Here is a 16,485-nt window from a genome sequence, read left to right as displayed (position 1 = left end):
TGCCGCGAGTCAGCCGCGGCCATAGCGCTCATTGGCCCGCTTGACGAAGGAATCCACCAGCGTGCCGGCCACCTGCGTGAAGACCTTGCCAAAGGCCATCGCCAGAAGGCGGTTCGAGAACTCGAACTCCAGATCAAGCGACACCTTGCAGGCATCTTCACCCAGCGGATCAAACCGCCAGAACCCCTCAAGATGACGGAATGGCCCTTCCACCAGGCGAATCTCGATCATCTTTCCCGGTTGCCGGCGGTTACGCGTGGTAAACGACTTCTCGAAACCCGCCTTGGAGAACAACAGCTCACCGATGACCACATCACTGCTGCGCTCCCGCTCCCGGCTGCGCTTTACCCAGGGGAGGAAGTTCTCATAGCCGCGGACGTCGTCCACCAGCTCGAACATCTCCTCGGCGGAATGCCGGACCATCGCGGAACGGGAGACCGTGGTCATTCGATTCGCTCGTCTCGAGGTTGCTGTCCAATCAAGCCGGAAAGGGTACCAGACTCGCCACAATCCCTCATTGGTGCCGGCGAATTGGATGCAGCGGCGACGCCCCGTTAGAATGCTGCGGTGAGTAAGAAAGCAGGTAAGAAAAAGCCCAGTGGCGAGAGCGCCACGATCGCCGTCAATCGCCGCGCGCGGTTCGAGTATTTCATCGAAGAGCGCTTCGAGGCAGGGCTCGTGCTGCACGGCTGGGAGGTCAAGAGCCTAAGGGCCGGTCGCATCAACCTCACCGAGGCCTATGTCCTGGTGCGCAATGGCGAGGCGTTCCTGATCGGTTGCAATATCCCCCCGCTGCCGACCGCCTCCACACACGTCAACCCGGACCCCACCCGGACCCGCAAGCTGCTGCTGCATCAAAGAGAGCTCGCCAAACTCGTGGGCGCTACCGAGCAGCGTGGCTACACGGTCGTCCCACTGGACCTCCACTGGTCACGGGGCAAGGCCAAATTGAGCATCGGCCTGGCAAAGGGCAAAAAGCAGCACGACAAGCGCGCCGACAAGAAGGAGCGCGACTGGCAGCGCGAGAAGGAACGCCTGCTCAAGCATCGCGTATAGCGCTTCCCATGGAACCCTTTCAACGCTAACCTGTCCTATCGATTACTTGGGGACGACATGGCTTCGACGGAGGTCACGAAACTCCAGGTGCATGCCGAGGATGTCACTCAACCTCGTTAATCATGTGACAAAAAAGATAGTTGCCAACGACGACAACTACGCACTCGCGGCCTAAAAACCCGTGAGCTGTCCGCATCTGATCGCCTGTGGTCGATGTTGGACAGGCATACTACACAGGCTAGCCCCGCGGGGAGCCCGGACCCGCGCGGCGAAACCCAACTCGGGATCGTGGTGGCCATACCCTGGCCGTTGGGTAGGTCGCCACTAAAAATAAAGACGGCGCTAAGCATGTAGACCCTGGGGCGGAGGCCCTTCGGACGCGGGTTCGATTCCCGCCGTCTCCACCAACATCCCTTGAACCCCGCTTCGGCGGGGTTTTTTATTTCGAATTATTTCTAGTGGTCACTCACAGGTAAGATCCAGCCGCTGACCCATTCCCCGAACGCGGGCCCGGGCCCGGGCCCGCTCCAGCGCAGCGCGCGCAAGGGAAAGATCCTGCAGTCCAACACCACTGCCATCGAACAACGTCAGCTCACTGCCCTTACGCCCGGGGACGCGCATTGCGCTCAGCGGAATGGCAGCGAGGCAATGGAACTGACCCCATCGATCATTAACAGGCCGGGATGGCTCGCCGCATCCAGCCCCCGCCGCGGTACTGGGTTACGGCCAGGCAAAAGCATCCGGCAGCCATCCCATGGGGTTATGCTTGATAAACCGTGTCTGGAGGGGAAGCGGCATATGGCAGATGACACAGCGGCCGAGTGGATTGGCGAGTATGACTATATTGTGATTGGTGCAGGCACCGCCGGGTGCCTACTGGCCAACCGACTCAGCGCAAACCCTCACCATCGCGTCCTTTTGCTCGAGGCCGGTGGAAAGGATCGCTACCCGTGGATCCATATCCCGGTCGGCTACCTCTACACGCTCAATAACCCACGAACCGACTGGTGTCTGAAAACCGAGGCGGACCCGGGCCTCAACGGCCGTGCGCTCGCCTACCCCCGGGGGCGAGTGCTGGGCGGCAGCAGTTCGATCAACGGCATGATCTACATGCGCGGTCAGGCGGCGGACTACGAAAGCTGGGTGAATGCCGGCAATCCCGGCTGGGGATGGACCGACGTGCTCGAGTATTTCCGTCGCCACGAGGACCATGGATTTATCAAAGATGAGTGGCATGATCAGGGCGGCGAATGGCGGATCGAGCGCCAACGGCTGTCCTGGCCGATCCTCGAGGCCTTCCAGAAAGCGGCCGCTGAGCAGGGCATCCCGCCCGTTGATGATTTTAATACCGGTGATAACGAGGGTTGCGGGTATTTCCATGTCAATCAGCGAAAAGGCGTGCGCGTCAGCGGCGCCCGGGCCTTCCTCCGCCCGATTCGTCATCGCCAAAATCTCACCGTGCTCACCCACGCGGAAGTGGAGACGCTCCACCGGGTGGACGGACGGATGACCGGCGTGCGCTTCCGCCAGAATGGCCAGCGCCTGAGCGCCAACGCCGGTGCCGAGCTCATCGTTGCAGCCGGCGCGGTCCACAGCCCCGTGCTGTTGCAACGCTCGGGGGTCGGCTCCGCAGACGCATTAGATGCCTTGGGAATTGACGTTGAGCAAGACCTACCGGGCGTTGGCGAAAATCTCCAGGATCACTTACAGCTACGCACAGTTTATCGCGTCCAGGGCGCATCCACGCTGAACGAACGTGTTCATCGTCTGTCGAGCCGGATGCTCATGGGCCTTGAGTACGCGCTGCGCCGCACCGGCCCCTTATCCATGGCACCCAGCCAGCTGGGCTGCTTCGCGCGAAGCAGCCCGGATCAGGCGCGGGCCAATCTTCAGTATCACGTCCAGCCATTGAGCACGGACCGCCTCGGTGATCCACTGCATCCCTTCCCGGCAATTACCGTGTCGGTCTGTAACTTACGCCCCGAAAGCCGGGGGCGTGTGAGTCTTCGCGATGCCGATCCGGCCTCGACGCCCCGCATCGAGCCGCACTATCTCTCAACAGAGGGTGACCGGGCGGTGGCAGTGGATGCCATTCGACTGACCCGTCGGATCATGGGGAGCGCCGCGCTGGCTGCGCATCAGCCGGCCGAGCGCCTACCCGGCGCGGGGATCGACTCGGACGAGGCGCTGGCCCACGCCGCCGGGGATGTCGGCACAACGATCTTTCACCCGGTGGGCACCTGCGCCATGGGCCCATCCCCCGAGAGAGGTGCGGTGGTCGATGCAAGCCTGCGGGTGCACGGCGTGCCCGGCCTCCGCGTGGTGGATGCCTCGGTCATGCCGACCATCACCTCCGGCAATACCAACTCCCCGACCCTTATGATTGCCGAGAAGGCCGCAGAGATGATCCTGGCCGACACGGCGCGTTAAGTCGATAACCACCGCAATACGTCTGCGATAAGCGTACCCGATAACAGGGCACACGGAGACGGCCTCCGGCCTCCGGCCGCCGTCTCCACCAATACCCCTTGAACCCCGCTTCGGCGGGGTTTTTTATTGCGGCAGAGCGGGTGATGACTCCCGCGAGGGTGGGCAACACCGGTTCATGGCGCTACGATTTCACCGGTAATAACCACAAGGAGGAGGAGAAGATGCGCAACTCAACGATCCTATGCGCTGCTGCAGCGATGATGCTCGCCGTGATCCCGATCCAGGGTCTTGCGCAGTACAAGAACGAATACACGGTCTCGACGGTGCTTCCAGCGCCATTCCCCTGGGGGGAGGCCGCCGAGCGGTGGGCCGAGCTGGTCGATGAGCGCAGCAACGGGGAGATCAACTTCAAGGTTTACCCAAATGCCGAACTCGTGAGTGGAAACCAGACACGCGAGTTTCCCGCACTGCGCAGCGGCGTGATCGATTTTGCGATCGGCTCCACCATCAACTGGTCACCGCAGGTCCCTGAACTCAACCTCTTCTCACTGCCGTTTCTCATGCCGGACTACGAAGCGATTGATGCGCTGACCGGGGGCGAGACTGGCGAAATGATTTTCGAGGCGGTCCGGGCCAAGGGGGTCGTGCCACTTGCATGGGGAGAAAATGGCTTTCGCGAGCTATCGAACTCCAACGGTGTGATTGACGAACCATCGGACCTCGAAGGCATGAAGATTCGCGTTGTCGGCTCCCCGTTATTCGAGGACACATTCAATGCCCTCGGCGCCAATCCGACCCAGATGAGTTGGGCGGATGCCAAGCCGGCACTGTCCACTGGGGCCGTGGACGGGCAGGAAAACCCCCTGTCGGTCTTCCACATCGCCAACATCCATGAAGTAGGCCAAACCTACTTGACCCGCTGGCACTACATGGCCGATCCGCTGATTTTCGCCGCGAATCGGAATATCTGGGCGAGCTTCAGCCCGGAAGACCAGGCGATGATCAAGCAGGCCGCCGTGGACGCCGGCCTCTGGGAGATAGAGCAGTCTCGTGCGGCTGTCCCGAGCCTGCGGGGGGCTATCGAGGAGCGCGGTGTCACCATCACCGAACTGACTGATGAGCAAGTGGCTGAATTCCGGGATGCAACCACGAGCGTCTATGAGGAATGGACCCCACAGATCGGCGCCGAACTCGTAGAAACCGCCCGAGAGGCCATCGCCAACCGTTAGCTGCCACATCTCGGAAAGCTTATGTCGCCTCCCCGGAAGGACCGGCAGGCGGAGCCCAGGATGCCGCTCGCCATTGAGCGAGCGGTCATCGCGGGTGCGCTGGCGGTCATCTGTGTGATCAGTTTCGCCAATGTACTGGTGAGGTACTTCACTGACTTCTCGTTTGCATTCACAGAGGAAGTCTCCGTGTTTCTGCTGGTGATCCTGGCGTTTTTCGGCTCAGCGATCGCCTTTGCACGTGACGAGCAGATCAGGATCACGTTTTTTCTCGACCGTATGAACCGGTCGGCCCGATGGACCGCCACCATCGTCATTTTGGCCGCTAATCTGACGATATTCGGCCTGGTGGCCTGGTTTGGCAGCCGGTTCGCCTACGAGGAGTGGCTGTTCGAGGCGACGACACCGGGCCTTGGTATCCCGGCATGGATCTATTCCATGTGGCTGCCGATTGCTGCAGTCGTCATCATTCTCCGGTTACTGGGGCGATTTGCCCGCCAGCTCAAACAAAGGACGCCGGACTGATGGCGCCCGAGTTACTCATTTTCATCGTCATGGCACTCGGGATCGTGATCGGCGCACCGATCGCCACGGCACTCGGGATCGCGGGCGTGATCGGCATCATCGCGGGTCTCTCGCCCGCCATGCTTGCGACCCTCGGCACGAACACCTACAACGCGATCGCCAAGTATCCGTTGGTTGCCATACCGCTTTTCGTGCTCACGGGTATTATCTTTGAGCGGTCAGGGGTAGCCGCAAGCCTCGTTAACTTCGCTCGCGCGCTTGTTGGCGTGCGCCGCGGCGGACTGGCTACCGTTGCCGTCATCGTCTGCATGATAATGGGCGGCATGTCGGGCTCCGGGCCAGCGGATGCCGCCGCTGTAGCGACGGTCATGGTGCCAAGCATGATGCGGGCGGGCTATCCGAAGGCTTTCTCGGCCGCGGTCATTGCGGCCTCGGCATCGACCGCTATCTTGATCCCCCCGTCCGTCGCGTTAATCATTTACTCCATTCTCGTCCCTTCCGTCGATCTGCGGGCGCTTTTCGCCGCGGGGCTCATCCCAGGGCTGATCGCCGGTGTCGCCGTGATGGCGCCCGCGATCTGGCTATCGCGCCGGAATCATTTTGAATCAGATGGCACTGAGGTGCGGCCTTCAGTGCGGGAGACTTTCATTCATGCCCTTCCGGCCCTGTTTGCGCCCGTCCTGATCCTCGGCGGTCTGCGCAGCGGGCTTTTTACGCCCACCGAAGCTGCCGTCGTCGCCGTGGTATACGGCCTGTTCATCGGCACTGTGGTCTACCGTAACCTCGATCTGCGGATGATTTACGATGCGCTGGTCGATGCGGCAATGATGTCGGGCGTTATCCTGTTGATCATCTCCATGGCAGGGATCTTCGCTTGGGCCGGGAGCACTCTGGGTGCCTTTGATCAGGCCGCTGAGGCGGTCCTGTCCATTTCCGACAACCCCATCGTCGTCCTTGGCCTGGTGCTGGTTTTCCTGCTGCTCATCGGGATGGTGATCGACGGGGTATCCATCTATATCATTCTGATTCCCATCCTTATGCCGATCGTCAAGGCCTTCGAATGGAATACCGTCTGGTTCGGCATCGTGATGGCCATGACGATTGCCATCGGCCAGTTCACACCGCCTGTGGCCGTGAACCTGCTTGTCACTTCACGAGTCGCGGGGGTAACGATCGAATCAACGCTTGGCTGGACGCTATGGTTGGTCCTCAGCATGATCACCGCACTGATCCTGCTCGTGACTTTTCCGGCAATCGCGCTTTGGCTCCCGGAAGCCCTTGGCTATCGGGTCTGAAAGCCAAGCGTTGCGATGGGCAACAGACGTGATCAGGTGGTTGAGCCAGCCCATCCACTCATCCTGGTTATTGTGGCCCCGTTGGCGATGCCGCTTTCAGTAAACGACCACGTATGAAACCCTTGCGCACCACTTGGACGGAAAACGGAGCCAACCATGCCGACAGCCAATGCCTATGCTGCCCAATCAGAGGCGTCCGGTCTGGCGCCACTGACCATCGAGCGTCGCGAGCTGCGGGGCGATGATGTCGCCATCGAAATCGACTACTGCGGCGTTTGCCACACCGATATCCACTTCGCCCAGAACGACTGGGGCATGACCATGTACCCGGTGGTCCCGGGCCACGAAATCATCGGGCGGGTGACCGCGGTCGGCGAGCATGTCAGTGCCTTCCAGCCAGGCGATACCGTCGGTGTGGGGTGCATGGTGGACTCCTGCCGGCACTGCGAGCCCTGCCAACAGGGTCTCGAGCAGTACTGTCTGGAAGGCCCCGTGGTGACCTACAATGGCATCGACCGGCATGACGGTACGGTGACTTACGGCGGCTATTCGGATTCCGTCGTGGTCAACGAACACTTCGTCGTGCGCATCCCCGAGCAACTCGATCCGGCGGCCGCCGCCCCGCTACTGTGTGCCGGTATCACCACCTACTCGCCGCTGCGCCACTACGGTGTGAAACCCGGCCACAAAGTAGGGGTGATCGGTATGGGCGGACTGGGTCACATGGGCATCAAGTTCGCCCGCGCACTGGGCGCCGAAGTCACGGTCTTCACGCGCTCGCCCGACAAGGTGTCGGAAGCCGAGGCCCAGGGCGCCCACCAGGTCATCATCTCGACCGACGAAGAGCAGATGCAGGCCGCCGCCGGGCAGTTCGACTTCATGCTCGACACCGTCCCGGTTCAGCATGATCTCAATCCTTACATCGGGCTACTGCGCTACGACGGCACCCACATCCTCGTGGGCCTGCTCGAGCCCGTGGAGCCGCCGCTGCAGGCTGGCCCTCTGGTCATGGGCCGCAAGGTGCTCGCCGGATCGCTGATCGGCGGGATGCCCGAAACCCAGGAAGTGCTCGATTTCTGCGCCGATAATGACATCGCCTGCGATGTGGAGATGCTCGATATCCGTAAACTCAACGAGGCCTATGAGCGGGTAAAAAAGGGAGATGTGAAATATCGCTTCGTGATCGACATGGCGACCCTCAAAGGCACAGCATCATAAGGATCTGTTCGAATGACTGAAGACCATCCCGTATGCGTGGTCAATGGTGTCGGCCCAGGCAATGGCGCGGCCTTCGCCCGCCGCTTTGCGGCCGGTGGATATCAGGTCGCGCTGATTGCCCGCAGCGCCGGGACCACCGGGCCGCTCGCCGAGGAAATCGGCGAACAGGCGCGGGCCTACGACTGTGACCTCGCCGATCCGGAGGCCATCGGCGAGACATTCGCGCGGATCAGCCACGAACTCGGCCCGGTCGATACGCTCCTGCACAACGCCGGCGCCGGTATCTGGGGCGACTTCGAATCATTGGACCTGGCGGATTTCGAGGCCTCCTGGCGGGTGAACGTGCTTGGATTGGTGACTGCGACACGCGCGGTCGCCCCCGGCATGCGCAAGGCGGGCCACGGCAACATCGTGGTCACTGGCGCCACGGCGTCGCGCCGGGGTGGTGCCATGACCGCCGCCTTTGCCAGCGCCAAAGGCGCCCAGCGTAATCTCACCGAATCGCTCGCCAAGCGGCTCTGGCCCGAGGGCATCCATGTATCGACCATCATGATCGACGGGATCGTCGATCTCCCCCGGGCCCGGGAACGGCTGCCGGATAAGCCGGACGATTTCTTTCTCGACCCGAAGGATATTGCGGAAACGGCCTGGTGGCTTACCCACCAACCGCGGTCAGCCTGGTCATTCGAAGTCGAGGCACGACCATTCGCGGAGAAATGGTAGGACGCGAGCGGGTCGGCGGGCGTAGGTTGTCCTGCGCGAAGTCAAGCGGAATGCAGATTGGCATAGGCCGGGCATGGGCCGCCTTGGTAATCTCTCTGGCGTATGATTCGGCGTAACAACGACGGAGACGATCATGGAAACGAGTGCCCGGCCCCCAGCCTTCTGGCTTTTCCCGATCGGTCTTCTGCTCTCGCTGGGTTTCTCGGCCCTGTCGGGGCAATGGCCGCTTTACGTCGTCCTGGCATTGAGCACCGCCGTCCTCGGGCTTCCCCACGGCAGCCTCGACACTGCGGTTGCCAAACGCCACCTAAGGCTTCACAGCATGCCGCGCCTCATCGCCTTCCTCGGCGGATACATGGCACTGAGCGCGGTGGTGATTGCGATCTGGCTGCAGGCGCCCAATGCCGCCCTCGGGGCGTTCCTGCTCTACTCCGCCGTGCATTTCGGGGACGATGTCGCCCATCGGCTGGGGCGTATCGGTGGCGTGGGCTATGGACTATGGATCCTCGGCCTGCCGGTCACTCTGCACCCGCAAGCGGTCCAGCCGCTCTTTGAGATGCTGGGTGCAACACGGGCGGATCTCCTCGTCGCGGCGGCGCCGTGGGCACTCGGTGTCGGCGGCATCATCCTGGTCGCCGCGCTGGCGCTGAGCCCAAGCCGCGCCACCAGCGACTGGCGTGACCCCCTGCTCCTGGCAGCCGGGGCCGCGCTGCTGCACCCACTCGCCTATTTCATCGCCTACTGGTGTTTTCTTCATAGCCCGCGACATCTTGAGCTCGCCGCCCGTGATCTCGGCCTCGACGGCTGGCGTGAGCGCCTTCGAGCGGTCGCACCAACCACGCTGGCAACCTATGCACTCGCCCTGGCGGCTCTGCCCTTCCTGATCGGTATGCCGAGTGACGCTATCCTCATGCGCATCATCTTTATCGGGCTTGCCGCCCTCACGGTGCCGCACATGATTCTCGAGTTCATCGCGAGTCCGCGCCGGGCGGAATGACCCCGCGGTAAGATGCCCGACCGATCAATGCCTGTACAAAGGGCCATCCGGGCCTGAAGGAAAAAAAGACATGACCGAGACACCCGTTCACGAGATCAACCACTACATCAACGGCACGAGGACCCCGAAGGAGCCGGATCGCCGCGCGCCGGTCTACAACCCCGCGACCGGCGAGCAGACCGGCGCCGTGGCACTGGCAGACGCCGAGCGCACGCGGGATGCCATCACGGCGGCGCACCGGGCCCTGGCCGAGTGGCAGGCGATGACCCCCCTGCGGCGCGCACGGGTGATGTTTCGCTTCAAGGCCCTGCTAGAGCGTGATCTGTCACGCATCGCCGAGTCGATCACACGCGAGCATGGCAAGGTCCTCTCGGATGCCCGGGGCGAGGTGACCCGCGGGCTTGAGGTCGTGGAATTCGCCTGCGGCATCCCGCACCTGCTCAAGGGCGAGCACTCCGGCAATGTCGGCAGCGACGTGGACTCGTGGTCGCAACGGCATCCGGTGGGCGTATGTGCGGGGATCACCCCGTTCAACTTCCCGGCTATGGTGCCGATGTGGATGTTCCCCATCGCCATTGCCTGCGGCAATACATTCATTCTCAAGCCCTCCGAAAAGGCGCCAAGCACGCCGCTGCTGCTCGCCGAGCTGCTGGAAGAGGCAGGTCTGCCCGCCGGGGTTTTCAACGTACTCAATGGCGATCGCGAATCGGTGGAAACGCTGTTGACTGATGAGCGGGTCGGGGCCATCAGTTTCGTTGGCTCGACGCCCATTGCGGAATCGATCTACGCGACCGGCGCTGCCCATGGCAAGCGCGTTCAGGCGCTTGGCGGTGCAAAGAATCACATGGTCATCATGCCCGATGCCGATATCGAGGGCGCCGCCGACGCACTCATGGGCGCGGCCTACGGTTCAGCGGGCGAGCGCTGCATGGCGATCTCCGTGGCCGTCCCGGTTGGCGAGGAGACCGCCGAGCGCCTGGTGGCGGCGCTCAAGGCGCGTCTGGCGAATCTTCGGATCGGTAACGGCCTCGACGCCGATGAGCCGGAGATGGGCCCACTGGTTACCCGGGACCACCGGGACAAGGTGGCGGAGTATGTCGAGATCGGGCTTCGTGAGGGGGCCGAACTGGTCCATGACGGCCGTGAGGTTGACGTCCCCGGCCATCCCGACGGCTTCTACATGGGCGCCTGCCTGTTCGATCATGTCAGCACCGACATGCGTATCTACAACGAGGAGATCTTCGGCCCGGTGCTATCCGTGGTCCGGGCGAGCGATTTCGATGAAGCGGTGGCTATCGTCAATCGCCACGAGTTCGGTAACGGGACGGCCATCTTCACGCGCGACGGCGACGCCGCGCGCACCTATGCCGTCGCCATCGAGGCAGGCATGGTTGGCATCAACGTACCGATTCCAGTGCCCATGGCTTTCTATAGTTTTGGTGGCTGGAAGCGCTCGCGTTTCGGGGTACTGCATGCCCATGGGCCGGATGGGGTGCGCTTCTATACCCGCATGAAGACCATCACCGCGCGCTGGCCCCGCGGGGTCCGCGACGACAATCAGTTCGTGATGCCAACCATGCGCTGACCGCCTCACGCGTCACGCCGGGCCTCCAGCCACTCCCAGCGCTCATAGGCCTGCGCGAGCTCGGCTTCGGCTGACTCCAGGTCGGCCATGGCGGTCTGGATGGTGGTCGCGTCCGCCTGGTAGAGCGCAGGGTCGCCTACCTTCTGGCGTTCGGCGTCAACGGCGGACTCGAGCGACTCGATACGGGCGGGCAGGCCTTCCAGCTCCAGCGCCTCGCCGTAGGTGAGGCGTTTCGGTTTTCTGGAACGGCGATCCCCTCCGCTCGAACCCGCCGCAGCCTCCTGACGCTCGGTAGTGGGCTGGTGGCTCCGCGTCGCCTTTGCCGGCGCAGGCGTGCGCTGACGGAGCCAGTCCGCATAGCCGCCGACATACTCGCCAATCACACCATCCCCCTCGGGTACCAGAACGCTGGTCACGACATTGTCGAGAAACGCGCGGTCATGAGAGACCAGCAGCAAGGTGCCGGAGTAGCCCACCAGGCGTTCCTCCAGCAACTCCAGTGTCTCCACATCCAGATCGTTGGTGGGCTCATCGAGGACGAGCAGATTCGAGGGCCGGGCGAACAGCTGGGCCAATAGAAGACGGTTACGCTCGCCACCTGATAATCGACTGATCGGCGCATTGGCACGCTCCGGCGAGAATAGAAAATCCTGCAGGTAGCCCATCACATGACGCCGCCCGTCGGCACCGAGATCGATGAATTCCTCGCCGCCGGCAACGTTCTCCCGAGCGCTGCGGCTGTCGTCGAGGGATGCCCGATGCTGGTCGAAATACGCGATCTGCAGCCCCGTCCCCTGGATGACTCGCCCGTTGTCTGGCACGAGGTCACCCACCAGCAATCTCAGCAATGTCGTCTTACCGACACCATTAGGGCCGAGGATCCCGACCCGGTCACCACGCTGGATCCGGGTGCTGAAATCGCGCACCAGCTGTCGCCCCGCAATGGCGTAGTCCACATGCTCCGCTTCGATCACCCGCTTGCCCGAGCGCTCGCCGGCAGCCATCGTCAGCCGTGCATCCCCGGGACGCTCGCGCCGCTCCGCCCGCTCCCTGCGCATGGCCTGCAGGGCTCTCACCCGCCCCTCGTTGCGGGTTCGCCGGGCCTTGATGCCCTGCCGGATCCACGCCTCCTCCTGCCGGAGTTTCTTATCGAAACGCGCCTGCTCTTCCGCCTCGGCGTGATCACGCTCGGCGCGCCGGCGCAGGTAATTGGCATAGTCGCCGGGCCAGCTCGTGAGCTGTCCCCTGTCGATTTCAACAATGCGCGTTGCAACCGCCTGGAGAAACGCCCGGTCATGCGTGACGAACACGATGCTGCCGCTGAACTCGCGCATGAACGATTCGAGCCAGCTGATGGCGTCAATATCCAGGTGATTGGTGGGCTCGTCGAGCAGGAGCACATCCGGCGCCGACACCACGGCGCGGGCCAGCAGAACCCGGCGCTTGAGACCGCCGGAGAGCCCCTGGAATGGACTGTCCGCCGGCAGCCCGAATCGCGTCAGGACCGATTCGACGCGCTGCTCGATCTGCCATCCGCCGGCGGCGTCGATGCGCGAGTGCAGATCCGCGAGCGCTTCCGGATCACCCTCCCCCGCTCCCAGCGCCTGGGTCAGATCGTGATGCCTCGCAAGCAATTGCCCCAGCTCACCCAGGCCCTCAGTGACCACGTCAAACACGCTACCCTCAAGATCATCGGGGACCGCCTGCTCAAGCCGAGCAACCGCCACCGCTTCCCCGGCCTGCACGCGGCCAGCCTCCGGCTCGATCGATCCGTCGATGATGCGTAGCAGCGTCGATTTGCCCACCCCGTTGCGGCCGACCAGGCAGATACGCTCCCGGGGCTCGACAGAGAGCGACGCGCCGTCCAGCAGTGGCGGCCCACCCACCGAGAACTCGATATCAGTGAGATGGATCAGACTCATGGGGACTCCCGCAGTGCAATGCGCCAGCTTAACAGAGCCAATTTCATGACGGACATGCGCTGCAGTATGCTCTGCGCATGACTATTGCCGAGACGATCCGTCAGCTCTACCAGACCGGTGGCCCGGTCATCGCCGTGCTCCTGCTTATGTCGGTTGTCGGTCTGGCCATCATTCTGGCGAAGAGTATGCAGTTCGCCATCAACCGCATTCATCGGTTCAAAGAGGCGCGCGCAGCGGTTGATCTGTTCCTCAGCGGGGATCGCGAGGCCGCCCGGGCGATGGTGAGTCGGACACGCGCGCCGGCCGCCCGGCTGACGGCGCTCGCCATTCATGGATTGACTGCCGCCCCGCTCGATGACCGCCGGCTGCGCGAGGAGCTGACCCGAGTCGGCAACGACGAGTTACGTGCGCTGCGTGGTGGCCTGCGCCCGCTGGAGCTGATCGCGAGCCTTGCCCCGCTGCTCGGCTTACTCGGAACCGTGCTGGGGATGATCGAGGCCTTCCAGGCAATGGAGCGCGAGGGGTCCGGTGTCAGCCCGGCCGTACTCTCCGGCGGCATCTGGCAGGCGCTGACGACCACCGCGGTCGGACTGGGTGTTGCGATCCCTGCCGTTGCCTCGCTGAGCTGGCTCGAGTCTCGAGTGGAGCGCCTCGGGCAGGAGATGGACAGCCTCGTCACCCGGCTTTTCACCCAGGCACCGGCGAGCCGTTCGACAAAAGGCCGGTGATGTCCCTTTCGATGCCGACCATCCGCGCGCCCGTATCCCGCTCGGCACGCCTTATCCGACTGACACCGCTCATTGATGTCATTTTCATCCTGCTGATCTTCTTTATGTTGGCAAGCACGCTCGAAGACCAGGGACGCGTGCCACTGGGCGTCGCCGACGGTGGCGCGGGCAGCGAAAGCGCCAGTGACCAGGTCCATATCGAGCTCTCGCCGGTCGGCATGCGAATCGACGGCGAACCGCTTTTCTCCGGCGATGTCGGCGACGCCGTCCGTCAGCGCCTGCGACAGACGTCCAGTGAGGTCGTGGCGATCCGGGCCCAAGAGGGGGTCACGCTCGAACGCCTGCTGCAGACAACCGCCGATCTGCGCGGGGCCGGCATCGATGACATTACCCTGATCCCGTCGGAGGCGCCGTAACGATGGGACTTGGCCTCGAGACCCGACGCAGGCGGGATGATAGTGAAGCGGCCGTGCTGCCACTCATTAATATCGTCTTCCTGCTGCTCGCGTTTTTCATCATCGCCGGCCAGTTGACACGCCTTCCCCCTTTCGAGGTGAACCCACCCATGGTCGCCGGTGATCCAGTCGACACGCCAGCGGAGGTCACTGTCCACATGGCGCGCGACGGCGCCCTCGCCATCGACTCGCGCCGCGTGAGTCGCGATCGTCTCGAGCAGCGACTGGTCGAAATGATCGGCAGCGACGCCGGCCCGCGTATACGCATTGTTGCGGATGGCGAGGTAGAGGCGAACACCGTCATCACACTGCTGAAGCAGATGAAGGCGGCGGGGGTGAGGACCACCGAACTGACGACACGGCAACCATGAAGCGGCTGCACCCCACGCATTGGATCCTGGCTCTGGCGGTCGCCGGTGGCATTCACCTGCTCCTGCTCGTAGGGGCCACGCAACCGGACACCGTCACCGGGGATCGTGATGGTGAGCGCACGGTCACCATCGACCTCGGTTCGGCTACGCCTGCGACCCCGCGTCAGCCAGAGTCAAGGTCAGAGTCAGAGCCAGAGTCGGAACCAGAGTCAGAGCCGGCGTCACCTCCACTCGACAAGTCCACGCCGTCGGCTGAGCCCGCTGTTAGACATGCTCATAACAAAGTAAAAGCCGCGCCAGAAACGGCGACCGAGCCGGCCGCTGAACCGGGGCAGAGAGCGGAACGCAGCATGCCGCCGGAGCATGCTGCAAACGAGCCCAGTCCCAGCGTCGATGACACGGCAAAGCCCAATAAAGATCAACTGAATTCAAAGAATGCTTCGCAGGCCTCTGAAAAAAAAATCAATACACCGATTGGGCCCGTCGGTGCAGACCAGACGGCGCACTCCGCGGCGCAACAAATCGCATCGTACTTTGGGGAGCTACGGCAATGGCTGGCGGAACACCGCCGTTACCCGCGAAGAGCGAAAATGAGACGTCTCGAGGGGACGGCCGTTCTCGAGATCGAGCTGACCGCCGACGGACAGATAAAGTCCTCGCGCATCAGCCGTAGCAGCGGTCATCAGCGGCTCGATGAGGCCGTGCGCGAAATGCTGGCGCGCGCACGACCCTTGCCCCCGCCACCGGACGACCTGGACGTCGCGGGTCAAGTCGTCAACGTTCCGGTGGATTTCTCCCTCCGTTAGTGATCTCAGATCCCTGGCACCAGCGGCACACCACTGCAGCCTGTGATCAACAGCATCGAGAATGTGAGCGTGACGATGAACCGCATCGGTCATCTCCTTGAGCGTTGTCGTGACTGGAGAATGGAATTTGACAAATGTCATGTAAGCTTGCGTCGCTTTCATGCATAATACCCACTGTGCACTTTGCACCACGTAGGGGCCGGAAAAAAACATCGAACGACTCGGACCCGTTATTTGTCCATGAGCGAGGTCCGGATCAGTCCATGTTTCCGGTCGATTTCCTCAGTCAATCGAATGCACCGCAGCCGTGCGTTTCAGGCGATTGACCTGCTCCATAACGGGGCGTACCGTCTGGAACGATTCCAAAAGGAGGAATAAACCGATGGACCTTTCGACTCTCAGTCTTGGCCAGTACACATTCATTGCCAATGCCTTCTCGTTCGGCCTTGCGGTCATGGCCGCCGCAACGCTGTTCCTGTGGTTCTCCCGCAGCCAGGTCGCCCCGGCCTACAAGATGGCGGTTACCATCTCCGGGCTGGTCACCGCGATTGCGGCTTACCACTATCTGCAGATCATGCTCTCATGGGATGCGGCATTCTCTGTAATGAACGGCAATCTGGAAGTAACGGGCTATCCGTTCAACCAGGCCTACCGTTACGTTGACTGGCTGCTCACTGTGCCGCTGCTGCTTATCGAGCTGATCCTCGTTATGCGGCTTTCGCGCAGCGAGACCGTATCCAAGAGCGTCTGGCTCGGTGGTGCGGCTGCCCTGATGATCATCCTGGGCTATCCCGGCGAAGTGGCCGAATCCGCCGGCACGCGTTTCACGTTCTGGGTGCTGTCGATGATTCCGTTCGTCTACATCGTCTACCAGCTCGTGGTCGGCCTGAAGGGCTCGATCGGCAAGCAGCCCGAGAACGTCCGTGGCCTGATCAACGGCGCGGCGACCCTGGTGGTCATCTCCTGGTTGTTCTACCCGATCGTCTTCCTCTTCCCGCTGATCGGGCTGACCGGTGGTGCTGCCATCACGGCCGTCGAGGTGGGTTACACCATCGCCGACATCGTGGCGAAGGCGGTCTTCGGCATCCTCATTCTCGTGATTGCCATGCGCAAGTCCGAGCACGAGGCCAACGCCCAGGCCTGATCGG

Annotated in this window: 17 protein-coding genes and 1 other RNA gene; 15 read left to right on the top strand and 3 right to left on the bottom strand. The window is 62.7% G+C overall.

Annotated elements, in window-relative coordinates; genetic code table 11:
* Nucleotides 1-9: 9 nt before the first annotated feature.
* A complete protein-coding gene (locus V6X30_RS03505) occupies nt 10-447 on the bottom strand; it encodes a type II toxin-antitoxin system RatA family toxin (protein WP_367983263.1) in 438 nt (145 codons plus the stop codon).
* A gap of 120 nt (nt 448-567) precedes the next feature.
* Between V6X30_RS03505 and smpB the strand changes: the two genes are divergently transcribed.
* Both smpB and ssrA read left to right on the top strand, forming a co-directional pair.
* Complete coding sequence (smpB, locus tag V6X30_RS03500; protein ID WP_367983262.1) at nt 568-1,056, top strand: SsrA-binding protein SmpB; 489 nt, start codon at nt 568-570, stop codon at nt 1,054-1,056.
* Between the two features lie 48 nt (nt 1,057-1,104).
* Nucleotides 1,105-1,463: a transfer-messenger RNA gene (gene ssrA, locus V6X30_RS03495) on the top strand.
* Between the two features lie 55 nt (nt 1,464-1,518).
* Here ssrA and V6X30_RS03490 read toward each other — a convergent pair.
* A complete protein-coding gene (locus V6X30_RS03490; protein WP_367983261.1) occupies nt 1,519-1,677 on the bottom strand; it encodes a hypothetical protein in 159 nt (52 codons plus the stop codon).
* Between the two features lie 177 nt (nt 1,678-1,854).
* Between V6X30_RS03490 and V6X30_RS03485 the strand changes: the two genes are divergently transcribed.
* The 8 genes from V6X30_RS03485 (at nt 1,855) to V6X30_RS03450 (ending at nt 11,055) form a co-directional block, all read left to right on the top strand.
* A complete protein-coding gene (locus V6X30_RS03485) occupies nt 1,855-3,486 on the top strand; it encodes a GMC family oxidoreductase (protein WP_367983260.1) in 1,632 nt (543 codons plus the stop codon).
* A 98-nt stretch (nt 3,487-3,584) separates the two neighbouring features.
* Nucleotides 3,585-4,715, top strand: coding sequence for a DctP family TRAP transporter solute-binding subunit (locus V6X30_RS03480; protein WP_367983259.1), 1,131 nt, complete (start codon nt 3,585-3,587; stop codon nt 4,713-4,715).
* A gap of 60 nt (nt 4,716-4,775) precedes the next feature.
* Nucleotides 4,776-5,237: a TRAP transporter small permease gene (locus tag V6X30_RS03475; protein WP_367983258.1), complete on the top strand. Its 462-nt coding sequence runs from the start codon at nt 4,776-4,778 to the stop codon at nt 5,235-5,237.
* Nucleotides 5,153-6,532 carry a TRAP transporter large permease gene (locus V6X30_RS03470; protein ID WP_367983257.1) on the top strand — a complete coding sequence of 460 codons (1,380 nt, stop codon included), beginning with the start codon at nt 5,153-5,155 and terminating at the stop codon, nt 6,530-6,532. The genes V6X30_RS03475 and V6X30_RS03470 overlap by 85 nt, the downstream gene beginning before the upstream one ends.
* Before the next feature lie 156 nt (nt 6,533-6,688).
* On the top strand, nt 6,689-7,750 hold the full coding sequence (locus V6X30_RS03465) for an NAD(P)-dependent alcohol dehydrogenase (protein WP_367983256.1): 1,062 nt from the start codon (nt 6,689-6,691) through the stop codon (nt 7,748-7,750).
* A 12-nt stretch (nt 7,751-7,762) separates the two neighbouring features.
* A complete protein-coding gene (locus V6X30_RS03460; RefSeq protein ID WP_367983255.1) occupies nt 7,763-8,473 on the top strand; it encodes an SDR family NAD(P)-dependent oxidoreductase in 711 nt (236 codons plus the stop codon).
* A gap of 133 nt (nt 8,474-8,606) precedes the next feature.
* A complete protein-coding gene (locus V6X30_RS03455; RefSeq protein WP_367983254.1) occupies nt 8,607-9,470 on the top strand; it encodes a Brp/Blh family beta-carotene 15,15'-dioxygenase in 864 nt (287 codons plus the stop codon).
* Between the two features lie 70 nt (nt 9,471-9,540).
* Complete coding sequence (locus V6X30_RS03450) at nt 9,541-11,055, top strand: CoA-acylating methylmalonate-semialdehyde dehydrogenase (protein WP_367983253.1); 1,515 nt, start codon at nt 9,541-9,543, stop codon at nt 11,053-11,055.
* A 5-nt stretch (nt 11,056-11,060) separates the two neighbouring features.
* Here the strand turns inward: V6X30_RS03450 and V6X30_RS03445 are convergent, their stop codons facing one another.
* Nucleotides 11,061-12,977, bottom strand: coding sequence for an ATP-binding cassette domain-containing protein (locus V6X30_RS03445; RefSeq protein ID WP_367983252.1), 1,917 nt, complete (start codon nt 12,975-12,977; stop codon nt 11,061-11,063).
* Between the two features lie 77 nt (nt 12,978-13,054).
* Between V6X30_RS03445 and V6X30_RS03440 the strand changes: the two genes are divergently transcribed.
* The 5 genes from V6X30_RS03440 to V6X30_RS03420 all read left to right on the top strand — a co-directional run bounded on the left by V6X30_RS03440 (nt 13,055) and on the right by V6X30_RS03420 (nt 16,481).
* The gene (locus V6X30_RS03440; RefSeq protein WP_367983251.1) at nt 13,055-13,705 is read left to right on the top strand and encodes a MotA/TolQ/ExbB proton channel family protein; all 651 of its coding nucleotides are present in this window, start codon (nt 13,055-13,057) and stop codon (nt 13,703-13,705) included.
* Nucleotides 13,706-13,716: 11 nt separating this feature from the next.
* The gene (locus V6X30_RS03435) at nt 13,717-14,121 is read left to right on the top strand and encodes an ExbD/TolR family protein (protein WP_367983250.1); all 405 of its coding nucleotides are present in this window, start codon (nt 13,717-13,719) and stop codon (nt 14,119-14,121) included.
* 2 nt (nt 14,122-14,123) lie between these two features.
* A complete protein-coding gene (locus V6X30_RS03430) occupies nt 14,124-14,531 on the top strand; it encodes an ExbD/TolR family protein (RefSeq protein ID WP_367983249.1) in 408 nt (135 codons plus the stop codon).
* Nucleotides 14,528-15,337, top strand: coding sequence for a TonB family protein (locus V6X30_RS03425; protein WP_367983248.1), 810 nt, complete (start codon nt 14,528-14,530; stop codon nt 15,335-15,337). Before V6X30_RS03430 ends, V6X30_RS03425 begins: the two co-directional genes overlap by 4 nt.
* A 382-nt stretch (nt 15,338-15,719) precedes the next feature.
* Nucleotides 15,720-16,481: a bacteriorhodopsin-like gene (locus V6X30_RS03420; RefSeq protein ID WP_367983247.1), complete on the top strand. Its 762-nt coding sequence runs from the start codon at nt 15,720-15,722 to the stop codon at nt 16,479-16,481.
* The last annotated feature ends 4 nt before the right edge of the window (nt 16,482-16,485 follow it).

This window comes from Spiribacter sp. 1M189, from assembly GCF_040838345.1.
Lineage (GTDB): Bacteria > Pseudomonadota > Gammaproteobacteria > Nitrococcales > Nitrococcaceae > Spiribacter > Spiribacter insolitus.
The sequence above is the reverse complement of the archived record's forward strand: the minus strand, read 5'-3'. Positions and strand labels throughout refer to the sequence as shown.